We start from the raw sequence: 2,053 nt of genomic DNA, 5'->3' as shown, positions 1-2,053 counted from the left end.
AGCCATAGCCCCATCATCGGTGCCGACGTCAGCAACCGTCATCGTCATCTCAGTATTGGTCCGTTCTCGCCCCGTGCAGTGCGAAGGTCAGCAGTGCTGGTGTCTCACCCCATCCTGACGCACAGGGGGCAGCGCTCGCGGCGCGAGCAACGCTCTCCAGGAGCCTGCGACCAACCTCCCGCTGGGTCGGCGCATCCGTGATGTACTCGTCCACCCATGTGCTGCAGAGACGATCTCCACCGGCGTGCTCAAGGAAGGCGTCGCTGACCGTCGCTCGCCTCTCAGACTCGTAGCTCCTGGGGTCGCGTACCGCGCGAGCCAGTGGGAGCAACAACTCACCCAAGGCCCCCCAGGTGCGTACCCAACCACGATCCACCGGAAACTGCGAGGCTCCCGGCCCGAATAGAGCGTTACAAAGTCGGCCGCGGCCCAGGTCGAACTGCCCCCGGATGAACGTCTCAATATCAGCGTCCAGATCATCGCGTCGTTCGCGTGAGTACGGCGTGACTATAGCCATCAACTTCCTCCCCAGTCATCCGAACACGTGGGTGAACCGGATGATTGCCACGCAACCGTCGCCAGCATCGGCGCGCATGACCACTTAGGACATTAGCTGGTGGCGCTGACACCACGGAGTGCGGCTCGCGACTCACTTAGACGGGGCGCAATCTCCCTCGGGAGTCGCACTCCTGCGCATCGCGGGTTCCTCGGGTTGACGGCTTCGTGGACGGCGTTTTCCGCGGAATCCCGGGAGTTCCCATGGGGTGTTCCCACGACGGGGAGGCCTTCGCAAGCGGTGGGAAGGCCGTCGGGCGATCCTTCATCTGCATCCACCACGGATGCCGACCACAAGGAGCTGAAATGTCCATGACCCGCATCAACTCGGAGCTCGGCCGTCGTAGCGCCCTCAAGGGTGCTTCGCTCCGCCGGCACAAGCTCTCACTCTGCAAGACCACGGGACTCGCCCGTTACCGTGACCGCCATCAGGCCCGTGACGGTGCGCGAGCCCGGATGATCCACTCCCGAAACGAGGTCCACACCTTTGCGTGCCCTGACTGCCGTGGATTTCATCTGGAGACCGTCAACCTTCGCGAACACGGCGTGGCGAACGTAACCCCTGCGACGCCCGTCGCAGCGTTCACCGACAGCCTCAGCTCCCGCAAGCGCCGCTACTTCCTTATCGACGTCGAGAATGCGACCCATGGCGCCAAGGCGACGCGTCAGGAACTCGCGGAGTTGTGGAAAGTCCTTACCGAGCAAGCCCCTGGTGTCGCGCCTCACGACCACGTCGTCGTAGGGGCAGCCCGTGACGTCGCGCGCAAGTACCGCGACGTCATCGGAGCCCACAATGTCAAGTGGGTCCTCGGCGCAGACGCACCGGATGGTGCCGACGAAGCACTTCTTGCGGCCATCGACCTGAACCGGGTCTCCCGTCGATACGACGAACTCGTCATCTTCTCCGGAGATCACGCGTTCGCAGGGCTGGCCCGAGCTGCGAAAGCAGCAGGGCTCGCGGTCCATGTCATCACCACTGAGCACCCGGAGCAGCGGACGATGCTCTCCCGCGAACTCTCCGCCATCGCCGACACGAAGACCCTTGTCCGGCTCACGCCCCGCAACGCCAGTGCCGAGATCGTGGCGCTGCCTGGGCATCCCGCGCGAGGCGACGGCCAACCTCTCAGCGCGATCGCCGCATGACCACTCAGAAGAACCCAGCTCGAAGGGAGGTGATCACATGACACATCGCAAGATCTCAGGAAAGCCGGCGACGCCGTCGGCCCCCCATAGCGGGGTCGCCCCTGCCCGCCTGCACCAGCGAACCGGCGCGGAACACGCGTTCGGCGGCTACACGAAGGTGAACCACGGAAACGGCACCTTCAGCATGCGCAAGTCCCAGAAGTAGACCCTCCGCGTCCTCCCGGCCTCGGCCGCGTCCGTTTGAGTGGTGGTCTTTCGCTTCGTTGCGATGATCAGCTGTCGTTAGTTTAGGCGGCGGTGATCTCGGGGAGTATCACCGCCTCGTCGATGGTGGGGGTGGTCGCGGTGAGCTCGG

General features: G+C 64.4%; 1 protein-coding gene. It reads left to right on the top strand.

Annotated features, from left to right (window positions below):
- Positions 1 to 867: 867 nt before the first annotated feature.
- The gene (locus FE256_RS17830; RefSeq protein ID WP_171024414.1) at positions 868 to 1,698 is read left to right on the top strand and encodes an NYN domain-containing protein; all 831 of its coding nucleotides are present in this window, start codon (positions 868 to 870) and stop codon (positions 1,696 to 1,698) included.
- Positions 1,699 to 2,053 lie beyond the last annotated feature (355 nt).

This window comes from Microbacterium sp. 5K110 (genome assembly GCF_005774735.1).
Classification (GTDB): domain Bacteria; phylum Actinomycetota; class Actinomycetes; order Actinomycetales; family Microbacteriaceae; genus Microbacterium.
This window is presented reverse-complemented; position numbering and strand designations above follow the sequence as displayed.

Excerpts from the sequence above, each read along its gene's own strand:
- FE256_RS17830 (WP_171024414.1), top strand. The coding sequence starts at position 868 with ATGACCCGCATCAACTCGGAGCTCGGCCGTCGTAGCGCCCTCAAGGGT.